This is a genomic window from Brochothrix sp. (genome assembly GCF_017549435.1).
GTDB classification, from domain to species: Bacteria; Bacillota; Bacilli; order Lactobacillales; family Listeriaceae; genus Brochothrix; species Brochothrix thermosphacta.
This window is the reverse complement of record NZ_JAFYUW010000117.1, coordinates 1-20,428: the sequence shown is the minus strand read 5'-3', so window position 1 is coordinate 20,428 and position 20,428 is coordinate 1. Positions and strand designations below refer to the sequence as shown.

Below are 20,428 nucleotides of genomic sequence, written 5' to 3'. Positions count from 1 at the left end.
TCTAATATAAAAAACATGCCAACAATGTTGGCATGTTTTTTCTTTACTTCAAATTATCATAATAAAAACCAAGTATTGGTTTAGTCACATCAACAATTTTTTTACCTTTTAAATTCACATTTGATTTTTCAACCATTGTGATTGATATGTATGAGGCATCTGTTGTATCCATTGCTAATACAAAACTATTCTCATCACCTTTGGTATCCTGTTTCTCTTTAATTTCGGCTGTACCTGTCTTCGCAGCAATATGCTTCCCAGCAGTCTGTAATCCGTGTGCAGTTCCTTCTGGACGGTTAACCGTTTCATAAAGAGCATTTTTCACTTTTTCAGCCGTTTCTTTAGTAAATATTTCTGTTTCTTTAGGGGCATTTTTAGTTACTTCTAAGTGGGGATAAATTAGCTTACCGTCACGAGCAAATGTTGAATACATTGCTAACTGTTGAATCGGTGTAATAAGTAACTCTCCTTGCCCGTAAGAGGTGTCTGCTAACAATATATCACTATTGATACCTTTATTTGATAATTGGGCATCAGCCATATCTAATGGGAGTTTAAAATCAGTTCCAAATGGGAGTTTTTTCAAACCATTTTCCATTGTATCTTGTCCCATTGATAATGCTTCTTGAGCAAAATAAATATTATCTGAATAAACCAATGCATCTGTCATGTCCACTTGGGGCACATCGGAAACACGGGTAACAAAATAGTCACCCCACGATTTATCTTTTTGCCATTTCAAACCTGTAATGGCTCTTTTCTTAAGTGGATCTATTTTTTTTGCATCTAAACCAATCCCTGCAGTAATCGTTTTAAATGTAGAGCCTGGTGCATAACGTGCGGTATATCTTGCTAAGAATGGTAAATTTTTATCTGATTCGTATTTTGCGTAATCTTTGTCAGTAATACCCGCAGTCATCTTATTAGGGTCATAAGCAGGTACACTCACTAAGGCTGTTAAACCCCCTGTTTTAGGATCCATCGCTGTGTATGAACCAACAGTATCTTTTAATTCTTCATAAGCTTTGGCTTGAATGTCTGCATTAATTGTTAAATGAATATTTTCACCATTAACAGCCTTCTTCATCTGAACATTATCGGCTTTATCAGTAACATCATTCACAACAGTAATACTTCCACCATTTTCACCTTTTAAGCGCTTGTTAAACGTATACTCTAAGCCTGATTTACCAATTAAATCGCCTGGTTTAAATGTGGGTTCTTTTTTGATATCCTCTGCAGATACTTCACCAACATAACCAATTAAATGCGATGCAGCTTCTGAATAAGGATAATAACGCGCACGTACTTCTTTCATCGTAACACCGTTTATAGCATCAGGAACTTTAAAACTCAGTGGTACTATTTTAATCGGAACAAAACTATCACCTTGTACCCATTCTTGTTTTAATTGAGCTGTAAGTATTTTTTCATCAACATCAAATAAAGCAGCAATACTTTTAAGATTTTCTTTTTGACCTTTTCCTAATTTCAATTGATCTGGATATAAACCTGCTTGTTTTTGTTGCTTATTAAAAGCTAATTTTTCACCATTCACATCAACAATTTCACCACGTTTTGCTGCAGTATTATCAACAGCTATTTTATCACCTGGAGACATAAACGGTATAATGAGGCTTGGTTGCCAAGCAATTTTAACCTCCTCATTATCTTCTACAAAAGAACCTTTATATTTAAATTCCTCAGTCCAGCCTAAAAACGTTTTGTATTTTGCCGTATAACTAAAGTGATATTTTTTATCTTCTTCATCCTTTTTCACATCTACATTAGTTATTTTTGTTTCAGTAACTTCCAAACTATCAAATACATTTTTGTATCTCTTAACAATATCTTCTGAATTTTTTTCATCGTTAGCTTTATCAGATACAACTAAGGGCGCTATCGCGTCATATTTTTGTTTTTGTAAAGCTTCAGTAAAATTATTAACAACTTTTTTTTCAGCACTACCATTATTTTTCGCTAATACAGTAAAAACGATAACTGCTATTATAACTACAATTACTAATATCGCTCCACTGATGGCCAATCGTTTATTTTTCAAATTATTGCCACACCCTTTCACATTCTATTATAGCCGATTGTAACAGTAAAAAGACAGCCAGAATAGTTCTGGCTGTCTTTTACTAAAGAAAAACAATGACCTATCGATCATTTAGGATACGTACCCTATATACGCACACCCTCATTCACTCAGTTTCTTATTCTATAACCTGAGCTAGAATAGTTCTGTCTCAGACTGAATTATTTTTTTATAAAACTTTATTGAGGAAATCAATTGTACGTGGATGCTCAGGCTTAGTGAAGACTACTTCAGGATCGCCTTCCTCAACAATATAACCACCATCCATAAAGATAACACGATCACCTACTTCACGAGCAAAACCCATCTCATGAGTAACAACAACCATTGTCATACCTTCTTTGGCTAAATCTTTCATTACTTGTAGAACTTCACCAACCATTTCAGGATCTAACGCTGAAGTTGGTTCATCAAATAACATGATATCAGGATTCATAGCTAAAGCACGGGCAATTGCAACACGTTGCTTTTGTCCCCCTGATAATGTTTGTGGGTAAACATTGGCTTTATCTGATAAGCCAACACGCTCAAGTAATTTCAACCCGTTTTCTTTTGCTTCACTTTTTGTCATTTTCTTTAACTCTATCGGAGCCAATGTAATATTATCCAAAACTGTTAAGTTAGGGAACAGATTAAAATGTTGAAAAACCATTCCAATACTTTCACGAACTTTATTAAGATTGACTTTCGTATCAGTTAAATCTTTTCCGTCGATGATAACATTACCGGCTGTAATCTCTTCAAGTTTATTTAAACAGCGTAAAAAGGTACTTTTTCCAGAACCAGAAGGACCGATAACACAAACCACTTCGCCTTCTTGAATTTCTACATCAACACCTTTTAATACCTCAAGTTGTCCATACGATTTTTTTAGTTGTTTAACGTTTAACTTTGCCATTTGCCATTCTCCTTTCAAGGAAGTCGGACACTTTAGTTAAGCACATGATTACAATAAAGTACATGATACCGACAATCAACCAAATTTTCAATGATTCCAAATCACGAGCAATAATAATTTTACCGCTTTGAGTCAGTTCGTAAATACCGATAATCGATAGAATTGATGTATCTTTTAAGGTCATTACAAATTGATTCACAAACGATGGTATCATTACACGAATTGCTTGTGGAATAACAACGCGTCGCATTGCTGTTTTATATGGTAATCCTAAACTACGTGCTGCTTCCATTTGACCAGAATCAACTGATTGGATACCACCTCTAACAATTTCAGCCATATAGGCACCTGCATTAAGACTCAGGGTGATAATACCTGCTGCAAAGGCAGAAAGGCGGAAATCAAAGGCAGTTGGTACACCAAAGTAGATAAAGAATGCTTGCACAATTAGTGGTGTCCCACGGAAAATATCGATATATATAATACTAATCCAGCGTACAATCGGATTGGTTGATACTCGCATAAATCCAAACATCACACCAACAACTGAGGCAATTGCCAACGAAATCGCTGTTAATAAAATTGTCATTCCTAATCCTTTTAATAGATCAGGATAATTTGCTTTGATTAAACCAAAAAATGTTTTATCTTTAGCAGCAGTTTGTGGTGTATCAGTTTTCAAATAAAGATCTTGAATTTTCTGATACTCGCCACTTGCTTTAATGTTCTTAAGTCCTGTATTAAACGCATTGAGCAATTCGCCATTACGCTCTTTACCTACAGCAAAACCATATGAATTACCTTTTTCTTTATCAGTCACTAACTTCAAACCATTACCGTTTTTAACGCCATAAGCTAACACTGGGTAGTCATCAAAGACAGCGACTGAATTCCCCGCTTTTACATCGTTGTACATGCTATCCGAGTCATCAAAAGCAACGGTTGTAAAACCATATTTTTCTTTAACAGAATTCGCGAAAGTTGCTCCTTCTGTTCCCGTCTTAACTGCAACTTTTTTGCCTTTTAAATCGTCATAACTTTTTACTTTATCATCGTCTTTAGCGACAGCCATCACGACACCTGAATCAAAATAAGGATCCGAGAAATTAAATTTCGCTTGGCGTTCAGGCGTGATGCTCATACCTGCAATAACAGCATCCACTTGATTCGACTCTAACGCTTGTACAGCTGAATTAAACCCAACTGATTTTATTTCATACTTAAAGTTTTGATCTTTTGCAATGGCCTTAACAATATCCATATCAATACCTACAAAATCACCATTTTTATCAACAAACTCAAACGGTGCAAATGTTGTATCTGTTGCAATTGCATATTTTTTATCACGATCTAATTTTACTTGTTTTGATTTTTCATTGGATTCACCAAGATATTTACTAATGATTTTATCGTACTCACCAGACTCTTTTAAGTTTGCTAAACCTTTGTTAAAACGTTTTAACAGTTCTTCATTGCCTGACTGATTAACAGCAAAACCATATGAATTACCTTTTTCTTTAGGTGTAACAATCTTTAACCCATTACCTTCTTTGACACCATAGGCAAGTACTGGATAATCATCAAATGCAGCAACAGAATTTCCTGTCTTCACATCATCATACATATTTGCTGAATCATCAAAAGTAACTGTTTTAAAACCGTACTTAGACTTAATCGATTCTGCAAAGCTTGCGCCTTCAGTACCTGTTTTTATAGCGACACGTTTGCCTTTTAAATCAGAATAATCTTTAACTGAATCATCCTTATCAGCGACCGCCATTACTACGCCTGAATCAAAATATGGTTTTGAGAAACTAAACTTAGCTTCTCTCTCAGGTGTAATGCTCATTCCAGCAATAACGCCATCTACTTGTTTAGATTCTAAAGCTTGAACAGCTGCATTAAAACCGAGCGGCTTAATTTCTACTTTAAAATCTTGATCTTTTGCAATTGCTCTTAAAAGATCCATATCAATTCCAACATATTCACCTTTATCTTTATATTCGAATGGAGCGAATGTTACGTCTGTTGCAATTGTATATGTCTCTTGTTTCGTATTTTTATCATTTGAACAACCCATTACAAGAGCTGTAATTAATAATAGCAGCAATGATAGCATTGTTATTTTTGTTAACTTTTTCATTTTATCCTCCCTTTCAAATCAAATAACCCATACTTGATATTAACATAAGATTTATCGATTGAATATATTCTTTAAAATGATAAATGCTGTTGTAACATGCTCTCAGCTTCTTTTTTTCTGCTTTTCCCTTGTTTTATAAGGTCTTTCCTATTATGGATTTATTAGTCGTCTCTGATAAAATGTTAGATATTCTAACATCAAATACAAAAAAACACCTTCAAAAAATGAAGGTGTTACGTTTTAAATCGCACTTTTATTTTTCTATAATAATTGCTTCGAATTCAGCTAGACGTGCTTCGAAAACTTTCAAAGCATCCTCAATTGGTTTTGCAGTAGTCATGTCAACGCCAGCAGCTTTCAACACATCGATTGGATAATCCGAGTTACCTGCTTTTAAGAACGTCATGTAACGTTCTACTGCTGGAGCTCCTTCGTCCAAAATATGTTGTGCCAAAGCTGAAGCTGCAGAAAAACCAGTTGCATATTGATACACGTAATAATTGTAGTAGAAATGAGGAATACGCGCCCATTCGTTACCAATTTCTTCATCGTGTACCAGTGCATCACCATAATATTTCTTATTAATACCATAGTAGAGATCAGTTAGATATTCAGCTGTTAAAGCGTTACCTTCTTGATCAGCAACATGAATAAGGTGCTCAAATTCTGCAAATTGTGTTTGACGGAAAACAGTACCTTTAAAACCATCAAGGAAATGGTTAATAATATAGGCTTGGATTTTTTTATCATCATATTTTTTCAGAAGATAATCTGTCAATAAATTTTCATTGGTAGTTGAAGCAATCTCTGCTAAAAAGATTGTATAATCGCCATAAACTGCCGGTTGATTTTTTCGAGTGAGATAACTATGCACACTGTGCCCAAACTCATGAACTAATGTATACAAATTATCTAATGTATCATGCCAGTTTAATAGAATAAATGGATTGGTACCGTATGAACCGCCAGAGTATGCGCCACTACGTTTCCCTTTATTTTCAACCACATCTACCCAACGCTTATCAAAACCTTCTTTAAGGATAGAAACATATTCTTCACCCAAAGGTGCTAAGGCATTAATTGTTACTTGTTTAGCTTCTTCATACGTAAATGAAAGCTCATCTACATCCGCTACAAGCGGTGTGTAAAGATCGTAAACATGCAATTCGTCAAGACCTAATACCTGCTTGCGTAAACTCACATAACGATGTAATAAATCAACATTATTCCCTACCGTTTCAAGCAATGTTTTATGAACTGACTCAGGAATATTATTGCTGAAAACAGCCGACTCTCTGGCAGTACTAAACTTACGAACAGATGCATTGAAGTTATCTTGCTTAATTTGACCAGTCAACGTTGAGGCAAATGTATTAAGCAATGACTTATACGTTTTATACACATTTTGGAAAGCGTCACGACGCACACGACGATCGCTATTTTCCAATAATGGACCGTATAGACCGTGTGTAATCTCTACATCTTCACCATTTTCATCTTTGATTGTTGGAAAACGTAAATCTGCATTATTTAGAATACCAAAAGTATTTTGTGATGAGCCTAATACTTCGCTTGCTTTAGCTAATAACGCTTCCTCAGGAGCAGACAATGTATGAGGACGTTTCTTATTGATTTGTTCTAACTCATGCGCGTATACACCTAATTCGTCAGATTCAGAAATAAAGGCGGCAAGTACCGCTTCATCAATATCTAATAATTCCGGTTCAAAGAAAGATAGTGCAGCTGAGGCTTTGGCAGCCAATGATTCTGCACGACTATTTAACGCTTGATACTCTGTATTGCTAGTATCTTGATCATGTTTCATACTTGCATAAACATAAACTTGTGATAAACGAACAACAAGCTCATCACTATATTTTAAAGCTGCAAGAAGCTGGTCTGCACTATCACCTAATGTTTTTTGGAATTTAGTTGCTTCTTCTGCTAATACTTGGACAGCTTTAAATTCTGTTTCCCATGCTTCATCTGTTTCAAAAATACTTGTTAAGTCCCAAGTGTCTTTTACAGGCACTTCAGAGCGTGTAATTGCTTTTCCAGCCATTGTTAATCAGTCCTTTTTTTTAGTATGATTCTATTATCCAACAAGCCGCACCTTTGTGCAACCGTAAGCACTTACATTAATTTAGTTGGATTTGAAGCTGATTCATCGCCTGTTTCAAACGTGGCCATTCGCGTTTCTTTTCGATAGCATTAAAAACAATACCTTCTATTATATATCCATTGTTTTCGATTAACGCATAACCGAGTTTTACAAGCAGCTTAAGATAACTATGCCACAAATGATGCGAATATTGCTGATGGATATAAACAAAATATTTCTTCGCAATTATTGTATCCCACCACTGGGAAATTTCTTCTATCGTTTTAAATCCCGTTGTTTGGATATATTTTATTAAGCGGTATTGCCAAATAAAGGCATCGGTATCAAGCAACCACTGTTGCGGTAAAACGACACCCACGTAATAAGGAAAATATAATAAATGTTCAGATGCACTATACAATTCGCGTTGAAACATACGCTGTTCTTTTGATTTAAACTTAAAAATAGCTGTTTGCCTTTTATGTTCTGTCATTTCATTGGTGCTGTTCACTATCAAATCTCTATGCGTAATTATCCATCTTGAAAGCTCTGAATAGGTTAAATCGGCTAATCCAATTTTAGCTACTTTAGCAAAAAAGCGTTTAGTGGATACCCCTCTTAAATCATAATATAAGTGTACTCTTTTTGTGATAGAGCAATAACTTAACAAATAAAAACCACATTTAGGGTGATAATTTATAAAAAAAATTTGCAGCTGACTCAAGTAAAGCGTTCCACCTTTGTATTTTGGCACACTCGTTAACCAAGTCACTGTTTTGCCTAATGACCGATAGCCTACCATCCGCTCTTTTAAAACCTTAGTTTGTAGATGCGACTCTTGATACTCAATAATGTGATTCATTTTTGGTACATATATATCTGCTCGTTGCTTTAATTCAGGGAAATAAAATTCACTGCTTGCGCGATCTGTTTTACTAATCCAATCATAAAGCTCTTTTTTTACTAGGCGATGTGTTGCTCCTTCGCCTGACTGGCAGCTGGTATTTTGTTTATGTGCAAAATGATGACGTTTTTTATCACCCTGTTTAATGATACATATAGCACCGCATGATGGACAATAATAAGGATGTTGCACGTTAGCTTCATTGATTTGTATGAGTTCGTCTTTTTGATTAATTGCTCGTTGCATACAATCCCTCCTTAGTATTTAACCATTCGTCTTAATTGTCTAAACTACCTTTTAAATTTATATAAAAAAAAGAGCTTCATCCTGACCGAAAAAGGTCGAATGAAACTCTTAATATATGATTTAACGTTCAAAATTTAATTTGATTGTTTCTAAAGCATTTTCTAATGCAATAACTTTCCCATATTCACGCATAACATGTGGTGATTTTTCTGATTCGTCTCCGTATTCAAGAAGAACACTTAACATGTCATCAATCGCATCAATGGCATTTTCTTGAGAATCAAATTCAACCTCCAAGTAATAACGTTCTTTATAGTAATAGATATTAGAGTGTAATCCTGAAATTTTATCTTGGTGAGAAAGAGCAATGACATCTTCTAGCTCTTTAATCTCTAATACAAAATTGAGATTATCTGTATCTGCTTTTTTAGTATTCATTGCATCCACTTGTTCCTCTAATATTGCTTCGATTTGTTTTTCAACATCATCTTCAATTTCTTTAGGTGATTTATTATCGCTGTCATTTTCTGCTGTAAACTCAAGATTGATTCCATCTTTAGCGAGATTTGCTTTAGTGACAACAACCTCTAATCCTTTTTTCATTGCTTGTACTTGTATCCATAATGGACCATCTGGATTAAACTGATCTTCATAGTTTAACTCTTCCATCATATTCCAGAAAAGTTCTTCACTTTTATCACGGTTATACCAAATATCCTCATGATTGAAGCCTCTTTCTTCTAAATCACCATATGAAATATAAAACTTAATTGTATTTTCATTTATTCTTTCTATTTCCATTTTCCACACTCTCCCTTCTCTTATGAGAAGCACTCTATCAGATGTAAGTATATGTACTCAATATCTTCTAATAGTTCTAATCTCTTATTATATATCCCATTCTAACCTATTCTCTCAAATAAAGAAAAGTATTTGTTTCATAATTAAGTTTTAATTGCACTAACCCTTTACATGTTGTTCATTTTTACAATTTTTCTTCAAAAGAAACAAAAAAACTGATGCAATTTCATGCAATCAGCCTTGTTGTTATCAGTTAATCTATGCTTGTAGTGCATTAGCCAAACGTTGTGCTTCGCGTAATTTAAATGTACGCACACCACGAGGTAAGAAACGACGAATTTCGTCTTCATTATAACCCACTTGGATACGTTTTTCGTCAATGATAATCGGGCGACGTAACAAACCTGGGTGTTGTTGAATTAACAAACAAAGTTCTTTAAGCGATAAGCTTTCCAAATCAAGATCTAACTTATGGAATGTTTTTGATCTTGTTGAGATAATCTCATCTGTGCCATTTTCTGTTAAACTTAAAATTCGTTTAATTTCATCCAATGACATATTATCGTTAAAATAATTACGTTCTTTATATTCAATGTTATGATCTTCTAACCAGTGTTTTGCTTTTCGACATGAAGTACAGCTTGGGGATGTGTATAATGTAACCATTTTCCATCCACTCCTTTTTTAAAATCATTATTAACTTCTATAACCATAGTATATCGCTTCTAAAAAAAGAACAGATGAAAAAAAAGCCCTCTTAACTAAGAATTTAATGAGAATTAGAAAAAAAGTTTCACTTTTATTATCATTTTACGTCATTTCAAAATGGTTGACAGAATAATTGTATCGTTATATCATTAATATATATTAAATGAACCGATGTTATGACGAAGATTAGTAAACATAAAAATTACTTACAAGAGAGCCTGTGGTTGCTGGAAAATAGGCAAATAATTATGTTGAATGGACTTCCGAGCACTTTATATGAACCTTAAGTAGTATAAAGCGTCTAATCCACGTTAAATGATGCCTTTTTAGGAAGGCACGAGTGGCCAATTTATTGGCACTTAGGGTGGTACCGCGGATTCAACACATTTTCGTCCCTTTTTAAGGAGATAGATGTGTTTTTTATTTTGTCTTTTTTTATTAAAAATTGGAGGTTATTATAATGACAGTTATTTTTTCAGGTGTACAACCCAGTGGCGATTCGCCAACGCTTGGTAACTACTTAGGCGCTTTTAAACAGTTTACAAAATTTCAAGAAGACAACGACTGTATTTTTTGTGTCGTTGATCAACATGCCATCACGGTGAAACAAGATCCAAAACAACTTAAAGAACGTGTACGTCGCTTAGCTGCACTGTATCTTGCTGTAGGTATTGATCCAGACAAATCAACGCTGTTCATTCAATCAGAGGTTCCTGCGCATGCACAAGCTGCTTGGATGCTACAATGTGTTGTGAGTGTTGGTGAACTCGAACGTATGACTCAATTTAAAGATAAATCAGATGGCAAAGCGCGTGTTAACGCGGCCCTACTCACTTACCCACCTTTAATGGTTGCAGATATTTTACTCTATCATACAAATATCGTACCCGTTGGTGATGATCAGAAACAACACATTGAATTAACGCGTGATTTAGCTGAGCGCTTTAATAAACAATACAAAAAAGTTTTTACTATCCCTGATATTTCTATTCCAAAACAAGGGGCGCGCATCATGTCATTACAAGAACCTACTCGTAAAATGAGTAAATCAGACGACAATAAAAAAGCGACTATCTTCTTAACCGATACGCCTGCTCAAATCACTAAGAAAATTAAAAGCGCGATGACCGATTCTTCGGGTATCATATCTTATGATAAAGAAGAAAAACCAGGCGTTTCAAACTTACTGACCATTTATTCAGCTATTACGGGACAAGAAATTGCCGAGATCGTAGCCATGTATGATGGCAAAGGATACGGTGATTTCAAAACTGATTTAGCTAAAATTGTCGTTGATGAATTAGCACCTGTTCAAGAACGACTTGAAGAATTACTTGTTTCAACAGAACTTGATGATATTTTAGATCAAGGTGCTGAGAAAGCAAATGCAATAGCTTCAAAAACACTTCTAGCGATGGAAAAAGCAATGGGCTTGGGTCGTCGTTAATCTTCACACTAATAAAAAACACCCTGATTTTTAAAAATCAGGGTGTTTTTCTATAGAGTTAATTAATCTAATAATGTCACGATATCTTTTTCGAATGATTCAGGTTCTACCTTACCTTCAAAACGATTCGTAATGACACCCTCACGATTAATTAAAAATTTAGTGAAGTTCCATGGAATTTTTTTCCCATCTGTTTCAGCTACTAAGTATTGATATAAAGGGTCCGCATTGCGACCATTAACTTTAATTTTTTCATGCATTTTAAATGTCACACCATAGTTGATTTGACAGAATTCATTTATCGCTTCGTTACTTTTAGGGTCTTGTGCCAAAAATTGATTACAAGGAAAGCCCAATACAACAAACCCTTGATCCTCATACTTTTTGTAAAGCTCCTCTAAACCAGTTAACTGTTTAGTAAAGCCACATTTACTTGCTGTATTAACAATTAAAATAACTTGATCTTTATACTTACTCAAAGATACTTTTTCCCCACTCATTTCAGTAACTTCAAAATCATAAATTGACATATTATCCCACCCTTTCTTGCTGTTATTATAACAGAGCATCATCAAATCACCGCCTATTTTGACTGACTATTTTATACATTGAATTTTTGTTAAATGTATATATTTTTAATGAAGTTTGATGGTAATCAAAACATTATCATCTTGGTAACACTGATGTACTATGATATCATTAAGATATATGTTTTTTTATGCGTATATCAGGAGGGATGTCCTTTGTTCATTATTTTCAGCTTAGCCGGTCGTATAATTGGTATAACAATTTCTTTAGTTTTAATCACATTAATCATTATATATATTAGAAAAGTATGTATTAACATCGATAAGCAACACAAAAACCCAACTTTTTTATTCTTTCTGAAAATAGCAATTGCTGTTACTATCATCGTTATTCTTTTACTTTTAATGTTCTTATTGTCTTCATTCGGTGTTAACAGCTAGCTAACTATCGATAAAAAAGACCTCCTAATTTTAGGAGGTCTTTTATTTTTCTTATTTTAATTAAATTTCATTTCACAACAGTGGTTTCTTCTTGTTCTCACCATCTTTAATATAGGTTGTAAGGATATAACGAAAAATCACAAAACTAACGCTGGTAATAAAAATAAGAGTCAGTAGCATTACGATGTTCAATTCACCTGAGCCAATTAAAAAAATAATAATTCCAAGCACACTACCAATACAAACAAACAGCAAAGATATAAGTAATTGATTCATTGTTTTATCCATAAACCTTCCTCCTATTCAATGGGTATGATTATATTATAATATACCCACATTATAGAAAAAAACTACATCATCTCTTTAATGCTCTCACCAATTACAGTTGGTTTATCCTCAATGATTTTACCATCCTTCAAGCGAACAACTCTGGTGCAGCAAGAAGCAATAAAAGCTTCATCATGAGTCACAATGAAAATACACTTTTCTTTAAACAAAGGTGTTCGAAGGTAATCCGCCATTTGCTTCATATGATACCCATCTAATCCACTCGTTGGTTCATCTAATATCAAACAATCTCGCTCACGAATCAAACCAACAGATATAGATAGACGCTGTTTTTCTCCACCTGATAATTGCATCGGATGCGCCATTTTTAAATGTGTCAGTCCCATTTTATCTAAAAGCAACGCTGCTTTTTCAGTAATATTGGGTTGTTTTTCATTTCCCAAAATCAACTCTTTGGCTACGCTCTCAGAAAAAAGTTGATAATCAGCATCTTGAGCAACAAACCAACTGTGTTGCATCCGTTTACGCTGATTCATTTTAATGCCATTCATTTTAACAACACCTGATTTTGGTTTTATAAAGCCCGCTAATGCCCGAGCTAAGGTTGTTTTTCCAGCACCATTTCCTCCAACAATTGCAATAACTTCACCCGGGAAACCATTGAGTTCAGCTATGTTCAATTTAAAGGTACTATCTTTAGGTTGATAGACCAGCTTCTCAACTGAAACAAGTGGTGCTAACTTTGTGGTATCTATTGCTTCGTAAGCTGCTACTTTTGGTGCTAATTGACGTAAACCTTGATTCTTTCCTTCATTTTCAAGATACTCTTCTACTTCAATTTGCGGAATATCTGCTACAATTTCTCCTTGCTTTAATACAACTAAACGATCCATTACACCCATTAAATAATGCAGTCGGTGCTCACTGATAATCAGCGTTGCCCCTTGTTTTTTTAATTTTTCAATAAAACTTGTTAAAAAAACAGCCATTTCAGCATCAAGATTCGATGAGGGTTCATCAAACAAGTAAACATTTGGGCTCATCATCTGTACGGATGAAAGTGCCACGCGCTGTTTTTCTCCACTTGAAAGTTGATACAATGAATGGTTCAATAAGTGGTTAATTTTTAAAGCTTCACTCACTTCTGACAACCTCGTTTGGATATCCGCTTGAGGCACTGCATGATTTTCCGCACCAAATACAACCTCATCCTTCACATGTAAACCGAAGAATTGGCTGCGAGGGTCTTGTAAGACAGAACCTACAGTAAAAGGAAGTTTCCATAACGGTTGAGTTGCTGTGTCAATACCATTCACAGTCACTTTTCCTTGGAGCTGCCCCTCATAATAATGAGGTACGAGACTATTCATTAATCGTGTCAACGTTGTTTTACCTGAACCACTTTTACCAGTGATCACAACGACCTGACCTTGTGGTATTTTCAAGTTAAGCCCTTTAATACTTGGTTCTTCACGGCCCTGATATTTATATGTGACATCTTTTAGCTCTATCATTTATAACCCTACTTCCAAAGCGATTCCAAGAATAACTGCCAGTATGCTTACCGTTTTATCAAACCACTTAAAATGTAACTGCTCAGCATTTGTACGCGTATTGTTCAACTCAATCCCACGTAATGTTGCCGATACAGATAATTCCTCACTAATTTTAATGCTACGAAATAAAAACGGAATCATCAAATATTCCCATTTTTCCCAGAACGGTCTTCCCATTAAACGTTGTTTGACGTATTGGCGAATTGTTTTATATTCATTTAACAGCGTAGGCGTATAACGCATACAAACGACCACCGGCAAACTAATTCGACGTGAAAAATGCATTTTCTCAAAAAACTGGAGCATTTCAGAAGGCGAGATTTTTCTCAATAAAGGAACAGCTGCCATGTAGATTGGCATTAAGCGTAGACCGAAATACGGAAAGATTAAAAACATTGAAATACTTTGGGGTAAGTCCATGCTTTCGCCAACCGCATAAAGGGCATAAAAAATAACAAATGTGAGAATCATGTAAAATGTAGTCTTATAAAAACCTTGTACAACTAAATACAAGGCTAAAAAGGCGCTGAACCACATTATTGGGATTAAACTATTCGCAACAAAAGCCATAATCATTGCCATTATTAAAACAATAATGGTGCTTAATGGGTGAAATCTAACTGACATGTTCTTGGCTCCTTAGTGTCGACTAACAGATGTGAAGTGTTTGTTGACCATTTTTATACTAATATATGCAGCAACTAATGAAAATACGACTGTGATGGCACCCACAAATAGTTGACCTTGAACGCTTAAATACAAATCAATCATTTCGTTAGCATATGGCTTACTTGAGCGTAATGCTGAAATATATTTTTCTCTAAAGAATGTGAATGGAATAATCATTGAAATATTGACGACGACATAATGTAGAATATGTGAAAAGACAATCAGTTTATTACTCTTATAACCGTTATTTACTTTAAGCAACCACTCACTAATTAAAGCAGCTACTAAGATAAATGGCACTGTATACCACATTCCCATAAACATTAATAAAATACCTAAAACTACGTTAAAAATCAAAATTACACCTGGTTTAGCAATTCGGCGGCACATTACCAAATAAGGTAACATTGTTAAAAGCGACATTGTTGCAGTTTCTATATAAACACGAATAGGTGTCACAATTGTAAGTCCAAAACCTACAACACCCATTAAAATATAAATTATACCTGTGAAAATACCAATTGTTACCAAATCGCGAATGGTTAATTTTTCCATGAAGTTCATTCCTCTTTTCTTTCTGATGACATACTCATTCTATTTTAATTGATAGTCATTCTCAATGTCAATGTTTTAGCTATATAAAAAGTACATTCACTAGGAATGTACTTTCTTTAGTAGTAACTTATTCAAACGAAGTACTTAGTCGTTAAACTGTTTGAAAATCAAACATGCGTTATGTCCACCGAACCCAAAAGAGTTAGATAAAACAGTATTTACTTCTACCTCACGCTTCACGTTAGGTACATAATCTAAATCACATACTTCATCCGCTTCATTTAAGTGAATTGTAGGAGCAATTGCATTGTCACGAATTGTTTGAACAGCGAATACCGCTTCAATTCCACCAGATGCACCGAGCGTATGCCCTGTCATCGATTTAGTTGAAGAAATAGGCGTTGAGTATGCAGCTTCACCAAAAACTGATTTGATTGCTGCTGTTTCGTACTCATCGTTGTAAGGCGTGCTTGTTCCATGAGCATTGATATAATCAATTGCCTCTGGTTCAAGCGTAGCATCTGCTAAAGCTTTTTTCATCGCACGAGCAGCACCTTCGCCATTTGGAGCAGGTGCAGTCATATGATGAGCATCTCCAGTAGAACCATAACCAACAAGCTCTGCATAAATTTTAGCACCACGCGCTTGCGCATGTTCCAACTCTTCAATAACTAAAATACCAGCGCCTTCACCGATAACGAAACCATCACGGTTTTTATCAAATGGACGTGAAGCTGTATCAACATCAGGATTAAGCGATAACGCTTTGCTTGATGTGAAACCTGCCATCGACATTTTAGTAATCGGTGCTTCAGCTCCACCGGTAATCATCGCTACTGCATCACCACGTTGAACAACTCTAAAAGCATCACCAATAGAATTTGTTCCTGTTGCACATGCTGTAACAGTTGCAGAGTTAACTCCCTTAGCTCCTAATTGAATTGAAACCTGACCTGTTGCCATATCAGGAATCATCATTGGAACGAAGAAAGGACTCACGCGACTAGGTCCACGTTTAATTAATTTCTCAAATTCTTTTTCGTATGTTTCCATACCACCGATACCAGATCCAATCCAAACACCAATATCTTCAGCATTTGTTTCATCGATTGTTAACTGAGCATCTTCAACTGCCATAAAGGCAGATGCAACTGCGAATTGTGTAAAACGGTCCATATGACGGCCGGCTTTACGATCGATGTACGTTGCAATATCAAAATCTTTTACTTCCGCACCAACTTTAACTGCGTATTCAGTAGTGTCTAATCGAGTAAGCTCTCCAACCCCATTTTTACCTGCTAAAGCATTTTCCCATGACTCTTCAGCTGTGTTTCCTAATGGTGTTATTGAACCAACACCCGTGATAACTACACGTTTGGTCATCGTATCTTTCGCTCCTTTTAAAGTAATATAAACTACCTTTGTAAATTTAGTCTTTTAGAAAAAGTATAATAATGTCGTTAAATAAAAAGACCATCCTCTTCTATTATATATTAATTTCAGTATTTGTGAATTCATTTGTATCTTTTATCTTTTATTTACCCCAACGAAGTAACACTGCACCCCATGTTAAACCGCCACCAAAGCCTACAAGTACAATATTGTCACCGTCTTTAACTTTACCTGAACGAACAGCATCACAAAGAGCTACAGGTATTGAAGCTGATGATGTATTACCATATTTGTGAACAGTTTTAATCATTTTTTCTTCTGGTAAATTAAGTCGTTCACGAGCAGCATTCATAATACGAATATTAGCTTGATGAGGAATTAATAAATCGAGCTCTTCTTTTTCAATGCCTGCTTTTTCAAGAACCGACAAGGCTGAATAACCCATTTGACGTACTGCGAATTTAAAGACTTCGCTTCCGTTCATATTAATATTATGATTTTCATCTTCATAAAGGAATTCAGCGCCAGCTCCATCCGAACCTAACTCAAAGCTCAAAATACCATTGTCATCGCTTACTGCTCCTAAAACGGCTGCTCCTGCTCCATCGCCAAAAAGAACAGCAGTTGAGCGGTCTTCCCAGTTTGTCGCTTTAGAAAGCTTATCAGCACCAATAACAAGCACATTTTTATACGTACCCGCTTCAATAAAATGTTTAGCAGTTACAACACCAAACATAAAACCTGAACAAGCTGCTTCAAGATCCATGCCAGGGATTTTTTTAGAACCAATCGCATGTTGCACATAATTTGAAATAGAAGGATGGCGTTGTGTCTGCGTTACAGTAGCAGTGATAATAAAATCAATATCTTCGGGCTGTAACCCTGCATCTTTGATAGCATCTTTTGCAGCTCCAATTGCCATATCAACAGTATCAATATCATCCGGTGCAATACGTCGTTCTTCAATTCCTGTTCGTGTGCGAATCCACTCATCATTTGTATCGATAATTTTTTCTAAATCTTTATTTGTAACGATATTATCTGGAATATAACTTCCGACCCCTAAAATTCCTGCGTTCATTTTTAAAACACTCCTTCGATTCTTATTATGACCTGGTACTAATTTTAAAACATTTATTTGTTTTTTGCAACTTTGTTTGTTCATTTATCACGCACTCTTTATTTATAATGACACATTTACCGATTATTTTATAGATTAACGTTCATAACTTCTGTAAATATGCTAAAATGAAAGCAGCAATGGTTATAATTTGGAGGTGTCAACGATGCGTTATTTTATCTCTGCGCTTTGGGTTTTCATTTTAAGTGCAATGTCTAACTATGTTGTAAGTTCGATGTCTGATGTGCCTTTCCACATAGGTCAAACAGTCATCCTAGGGACTCTCGTTACCTTAGCGATCTGGTTCTTACCAGCTATCCTTAAAAGTCACGATGAGCTTTCTGAATAATACGTATGAAACTCTATGCCCAACGCATAGGGTTTTTATTTACAAAAAAAGGTGCTGAATATTTTTATTCAGCACCTTTCTTTTTAGCTTAGTCTAATTACCACTTTATTTTAAATAATGTTTACTCACGACTGTTAAATCATCTGCTAATTCGTATACAAGTGGTGTTCCTGTTGGAATTTCCACTTCCATAATATCAGCATCAGAAATATTATCGAGATATTTTATTAACGCTCTTAAACTGTTACCATGTGCTGCAACAACAACGTTCTCACCACGTAAAAGTGCTGGTGAAATCGCATCAGACCAATAAGGTAGCACACGTTCTAATGTTACTTTAAGGTTTTCACCACCGGGTAACACACGTTGATCAACGTTTGCGTAGCGGCGATCATGCGTTGGGTGATGTTCATCACTCACTTCCATCAAAGGTGGCAAAACATCATAACTACGACGCCATTGGTGCACTTTTTCATCACCATACTTCGCAGCAGTTTCAGCTTTGTTTAATCCTTGTAAAGCTCCGTAATGACGTTCATTTAGACGCCAATGTTTTGTTACAGGCAACCAATCTTGATCGCTTTCCTGCAATACAAAATTCAACGTATGAACTGCCCGTTTTAAAACCGATGTAAAGGCGTGATCAAATGAAATGTTTTCGTTTTTGATTAGCTGACCTGCATGCTTCGCTTCCTCAATACCTTGTTCCGAAAGTTCAACATCTTCCCAGCCAGTAAAAAGATTCTTTTTGTTCCATTCACTTTGTCCATGACGAATTAACACTAATTTCATATGATCTCCTCCTTCTGATTACGCTTCTTTCGTAATCAGTAATTGCCCTTCTTGAACAGTCACAACTGCTGTATCACCTTCACCTATATCCCCGGCAATAATTTCACGCGCAAGCGGTGTTTCAATATGACGAATCATGTAGCGGTTGAGCGGACGAGCGCCATATGCTGGATCATAAGCTTCCTCACCAATGAATTTAGCTGCTTCATCAGTGATTTTCAAAGTGATTTGTTGTTCGTTAAGACGTTCTTCGAGGCTCTTAGCTAATTTTAATACAATCCCTGAAATATTATCAAGCGATAACGGTTTAAATAACACTATGTCATCCACACGATTTAAAAATTCAGGTTTGAAATGTCCTCTTAACGTTGCCATAACTTGCTCCTCAGCTTCTGGGCTAATTTGTTGATTTTTTGTTCCTTCAAGTAAATATTGTGAACCGATATTCGATGTCATAATAATGACTGTGTTTTTAAAATCAACGAGTCGACCTTGTGAGTCAGTGATTCGTCCATCATCTAACACTTGTAATAAAATGTTAAATACATCTGGATGGGCTTTCTCAATCTCATCAAGCAATATAATTGAGTAAGGGTTTCGACGCACTGCCTCAGTGAGTTGTCCACCTTCTTCATAACCTACATAGCCTGGTGGTGCTCCAACTAAACGAGACACTGAGTATTTTTCCATGTATTCGCTCATATCGATACGAACCATATGATCTTCACTATCAAACAACTGATTAGCCAAAGCTTTGGCTAACTCTGTTTTACCAACACCTGTAGGACCTAAGAAGATGAACGAACCAATAGGACGTCGTGGATTTTTTATACCTGCACGTGCTCTAATAACGGCATCACTCACTAATTCAACAGCTTCATTTTGACCAATAACACGTTCATGCAATGCATCGTCAAGATGTAGTAATTTATTACGTTCTCCTTCGACAAGCCGTTTAACCGGTACACCTGTCCAACGAGATACTACATCAGCTATTTCTTCTTGTGTCACAGATTCTTGCACTAAACGATTATCATCTGATGCATTTTCAGCCGTTGCTTCTAGTTCAGCCAAACGTTGTTCCTCTTCAGGAATTTTACCATGACGCAACTCTGCTGCTTTGCTTAGGTCATAGTTGTTTTCAGCATCTTCCAACTGATGACGTAATTCATCAATATAGCTACGCACTTCACGTACATTAGCAATTTCATCTTTTTCTGCTTTCCATTTTGCTTCCATTTGTTGTTTCTCTTCTTTAAGTTCACTTAACTCTTCTCGTAATACATCTAAACGAGTTGCACTCACATCATCTTTTTCTTGTTCAAGTGCTGCTTCCTCAATCTCTAGTTGCATCACACGACGCGTTATTTCATCTAACTCATTTGGCATT

General features: G+C 35.5%; 19 protein-coding genes, 1 pseudogene and 1 other annotated feature. Of the genes and pseudogenes, 3 read left to right on the top strand and 17 right to left on the bottom strand.

From position 1 onward, the window contains the following. Positions 1 to 43 precede the first annotated feature (43 nt). From pbp4 to spxA, 8 genes and pseudogenes are all read right to left on the bottom strand, one after another. Entirely contained in the window at positions 44 to 2,062 is a 2,019-nt protein-coding gene (gene pbp4, locus IKV95_RS07865) for a penicillin-binding protein PBP4(5) (protein ID WP_287451613.1), read from the bottom strand. Between the two features lie 208 nt (positions 2,063 to 2,270). Then, complete coding sequence (locus tag IKV95_RS07860; RefSeq protein ID WP_029091616.1) at positions 2,271 to 2,999, bottom strand: amino acid ABC transporter ATP-binding protein; 729 nt, start codon at positions 2,997 to 2,999, stop codon at positions 2,271 to 2,273. Beyond that, the gene (locus IKV95_RS07855) at positions 2,980 to 4,401 is read right to left on the bottom strand and encodes an amino acid ABC transporter substrate-binding protein/permease (RefSeq protein ID WP_425304251.1); all 1,422 of its coding nucleotides are present in this window, start codon (positions 4,399 to 4,401) and stop codon (positions 2,980 to 2,982) included. Before IKV95_RS07855 ends, IKV95_RS07860 begins: the two co-directional genes overlap by 20 nt. Positions 4,402 to 4,854: 453 nt before the next feature. Continuing rightward, a pseudogene (locus IKV95_RS11275) lies at positions 4,855 to 5,079 on the bottom strand (transporter substrate-binding domain-containing protein); the annotation flags it as partial. Between the two features lie 316 nt (positions 5,080 to 5,395). Further along, positions 5,396 to 7,204 (bottom strand): oligoendopeptidase F, encoded by a 1,809-nt coding sequence (pepF, locus tag IKV95_RS07845; RefSeq protein ID WP_218730114.1) that lies wholly within the window; start codon positions 7,202 to 7,204, stop codon positions 5,396 to 5,398. 76 nt (positions 7,205 to 7,280) lie between these two features. Beyond that, positions 7,281 to 8,393: a competence protein CoiA gene (locus IKV95_RS07840; protein WP_069125708.1), complete on the bottom strand. Its 1,113-nt coding sequence runs from the start codon at positions 8,391 to 8,393 to the stop codon at positions 7,281 to 7,283. A 120-nt stretch (positions 8,394 to 8,513) separates the two neighbouring features. Further along, entirely contained in the window at positions 8,514 to 9,194 is a 681-nt protein-coding gene (gene mecA / locus IKV95_RS07835; RefSeq protein ID WP_069119615.1) for an adaptor protein MecA, read from the bottom strand. A 258-nt stretch (positions 9,195 to 9,452) separates the two neighbouring features. Then, entirely contained in the window at positions 9,453 to 9,860 is a 408-nt protein-coding gene (spxA, locus tag IKV95_RS07830) for a transcriptional regulator SpxA (protein WP_029091611.1), read from the bottom strand. Between the two features lie 209 nt (positions 9,861 to 10,069). Continuing rightward, positions 10,070 to 10,302: a binding site (T-box leader), on the top strand. Positions 10,303 to 10,359: 57 nt separating this feature from the next. Between spxA and trpS the strand changes: the two genes are divergently transcribed. Next, the gene (gene trpS, locus IKV95_RS07825; protein ID WP_232011805.1) at positions 10,360 to 11,349 is read left to right on the top strand and encodes a tryptophan--tRNA ligase; all 990 of its coding nucleotides are present in this window, start codon (positions 10,360 to 10,362) and stop codon (positions 11,347 to 11,349) included. Between the two features lie 62 nt (positions 11,350 to 11,411). Here trpS and IKV95_RS07820 read toward each other — a convergent pair whose 3' ends face one another. Further along, positions 11,412 to 11,879 carry a glutathione peroxidase gene (locus tag IKV95_RS07820; RefSeq protein ID WP_029091609.1) on the bottom strand — a complete coding sequence of 156 codons (468 nt, stop codon included), beginning with the start codon at positions 11,877 to 11,879 and terminating at the stop codon, positions 11,412 to 11,414. A 213-nt stretch (positions 11,880 to 12,092) separates the two neighbouring features. On the opposite strand from IKV95_RS07820, the gene IKV95_RS07815 reads away from it, so the two are divergent. Then, the gene (locus IKV95_RS07815; protein ID WP_029091608.1) at positions 12,093 to 12,317 is read left to right on the top strand and encodes a hypothetical protein; all 225 of its coding nucleotides are present in this window, start codon (positions 12,093 to 12,095) and stop codon (positions 12,315 to 12,317) included. Between the two features lie 72 nt (positions 12,318 to 12,389). Here the strand turns inward: IKV95_RS07815 and IKV95_RS07810 are convergent, their stop codons facing one another. The 6 genes from IKV95_RS07810 to IKV95_RS07785 form a co-directional block, all read right to left on the bottom strand. Continuing rightward, positions 12,390 to 12,605 carry a hypothetical protein gene (locus IKV95_RS07810; protein WP_029091607.1) on the bottom strand — a complete coding sequence of 72 codons (216 nt, stop codon included), beginning with the start codon at positions 12,603 to 12,605 and terminating at the stop codon, positions 12,390 to 12,392. Positions 12,606 to 12,667: 62 nt separating this feature from the next. Then, positions 12,668 to 14,119 carry an ABC transporter ATP-binding protein gene (locus tag IKV95_RS07805; RefSeq protein WP_287451611.1) on the bottom strand — a complete coding sequence of 484 codons (1,452 nt, stop codon included), beginning with the start codon at positions 14,117 to 14,119 and terminating at the stop codon, positions 12,668 to 12,670. Beyond that, positions 14,120 to 14,788: an energy-coupling factor transporter transmembrane component T family protein gene (locus IKV95_RS07800; protein WP_029091605.1), complete on the bottom strand. Its 669-nt coding sequence runs from the start codon at positions 14,786 to 14,788 to the stop codon at positions 14,120 to 14,122. Between the two features lie 12 nt (positions 14,789 to 14,800). Then, entirely contained in the window at positions 14,801 to 15,385 is a 585-nt protein-coding gene (locus IKV95_RS07795) for an MptD family putative ECF transporter S component (RefSeq protein ID WP_029091604.1), read from the bottom strand. A 144-nt stretch (positions 15,386 to 15,529) separates the two neighbouring features. After that, complete coding sequence (gene fabF, locus IKV95_RS07790) at positions 15,530 to 16,768, bottom strand: beta-ketoacyl-ACP synthase II (protein WP_069119621.1); 1,239 nt, start codon at positions 16,766 to 16,768, stop codon at positions 15,530 to 15,532. A 151-nt stretch (positions 16,769 to 16,919) separates the two neighbouring features. Then, complete coding sequence (locus tag IKV95_RS07785) at positions 16,920 to 17,858, bottom strand: beta-ketoacyl-ACP synthase III (RefSeq protein ID WP_029091602.1); 939 nt, start codon at positions 17,856 to 17,858, stop codon at positions 16,920 to 16,922. A gap of 205 nt (positions 17,859 to 18,063) precedes the next feature. On the opposite strand from IKV95_RS07785, the gene IKV95_RS11210 reads away from it, so the two are divergent. After that, complete coding sequence (locus tag IKV95_RS11210; protein WP_029091601.1) at positions 18,064 to 18,246, top strand: DUF2929 family protein; 183 nt, start codon at positions 18,064 to 18,066, stop codon at positions 18,244 to 18,246. 105 nt (positions 18,247 to 18,351) lie between these two features. Here IKV95_RS11210 and gpmA read toward each other — a convergent pair whose 3' ends face one another. Both gpmA and IKV95_RS07775 read right to left on the bottom strand, forming a co-directional pair. Further along, entirely contained in the window at positions 18,352 to 19,038 is a 687-nt protein-coding gene (gpmA, locus tag IKV95_RS07780) for a 2,3-diphosphoglycerate-dependent phosphoglycerate mutase (protein ID WP_029091600.1), read from the bottom strand. Between the two features lie 18 nt (positions 19,039 to 19,056). Further along, positions 19,057 to 20,428: AAA family ATPase (locus IKV95_RS07775; protein ID WP_287451610.1), on the bottom strand; the 1,372-nt coding region annotated here is incomplete at its 5' end.

Excerpts from the sequence above, each read along its gene's own strand:
- IKV95_RS07860 (WP_029091616.1), bottom strand. The coding sequence starts at position 2,999 with ATGGCAAAGTTAAACGTTAAACAACTAAAAAAATCGTATGGACAACTT.
- pepF (WP_218730114.1), bottom strand. The coding sequence starts at position 7,204 with ATGGCTGGAAAAGCAATTACACGCTCTGAAGTGCCTGTAAAAGACACT.
- IKV95_RS07840 (WP_069125708.1), bottom strand. The coding sequence starts at position 8,393 with ATGCAACGAGCAATTAATCAAAAAGACGAACTCATACAAATCAATGAA.
- mecA (WP_069119615.1), bottom strand. The coding sequence starts at position 9,194 with ATGGAAATAGAAAGAATAAATGAAAATACAATTAAGTTTTATATTTCA.
- spxA (WP_029091611.1), bottom strand. The coding sequence starts at position 9,860 with ATGGTTACATTATACACATCCCCAAGCTGTACTTCATGTCGAAAAGCA.
- IKV95_RS07820 (WP_029091609.1), bottom strand. The coding sequence starts at position 11,879 with ATGTCAATTTATGATTTTGAAGTTACTGAAATGAGTGGGGAAAAAGTA.
- IKV95_RS07810 (WP_029091607.1), bottom strand. The coding sequence starts at position 12,605 with ATGGATAAAACAATGAATCAATTACTTATATCTTTGCTGTTTGTTTGT.
- IKV95_RS07805 (WP_287451611.1), bottom strand. The coding sequence starts at position 14,119 with ATGATAGAGCTAAAAGATGTCACATATAAATATCAGGGCCGTGAAGAA.
- IKV95_RS07800 (WP_029091605.1), bottom strand. The coding sequence starts at position 14,788 with ATGTCAGTTAGATTTCACCCATTAAGCACCATTATTGTTTTAATAATG.
- IKV95_RS07795 (WP_029091604.1), bottom strand. The coding sequence starts at position 15,385 with ATGGAAAAATTAACCATTCGCGATTTGGTAACAATTGGTATTTTCACA.
- fabF (WP_069119621.1), bottom strand. The coding sequence starts at position 16,768 with ATGACCAAACGTGTAGTTATCACGGGTGTTGGTTCAATAACACCATTA.
- IKV95_RS07785 (WP_029091602.1), bottom strand. The coding sequence starts at position 17,858 with ATGAACGCAGGAATTTTAGGGGTCGGAAGTTATATTCCAGATAATATC.
- IKV95_RS11210 (WP_029091601.1), top strand. The coding sequence starts at position 18,064 with ATGCGTTATTTTATCTCTGCGCTTTGGGTTTTCATTTTAAGTGCAATG.
- gpmA (WP_029091600.1), bottom strand. The coding sequence starts at position 19,038 with ATGAAATTAGTGTTAATTCGTCATGGACAAAGTGAATGGAACAAAAAG.